This is a genomic window from Bradyrhizobium sp. CSS354, from assembly GCF_029051725.1.
In the GTDB taxonomy this organism is placed as follows: Bacteria; Pseudomonadota; Alphaproteobacteria; order Rhizobiales; family Xanthobacteraceae; genus Bradyrhizobium.
This window is the reverse complement of sequence record NZ_JAACFU010000114.1, coordinates 1-393: the sequence shown is the minus strand read 5'-3', so window position 1 is coordinate 393 and position 393 is coordinate 1. Positions and strand designations below refer to the sequence as shown.

Here is a 393-nt window from a genome sequence, read left to right as displayed (position 1 = left end):
GCCCGCGCTCTGGCGCCGCATCCGCGGCCACGGCGGCGGCGACGGGCTGTTCGGCCCACCGGCCGTTGCGCCTTGAGACCGCACCGCATGCCCCGGAACGCCCGCCGCCACGACGACCATGCCCTCGCCGCCACCCCGGCGGCCGCGGCGCATGGCAGGCGGCTGCGCGTGCTGGTGATGGGCTTCCTCGCGCTGGCGATCACGGTCACCTGGGTGATGGTGGCCGTTTCCCTGCACATCAAGTCGCAGGACGCCGTCCGCGCCGAGGAGCGGCAGAACAGCAACCTGGCGCGGGTGCTGCAGGAGCAGACGCTGCGGGTCTTCGCGGCCGCGGACCAGGCCACGCTGCGGGTGGCGGCGGAGATCCGTGCCGGGGAATTCACCCCCCAGGAC

The 393-nt window shown here is 74.8% G+C and carries 1 protein-coding gene; it reads left to right on the top strand.

The window, feature by feature from the left end:
* Positions 1 to 87: 87 nt before the first annotated feature.
* Positions 88 to 393, top strand: a 306-nt coding sequence (locus tag GWG67_RS38895) for a hypothetical protein (protein WP_275174920.1), incomplete at its 3' end; no start/stop codon positions are given.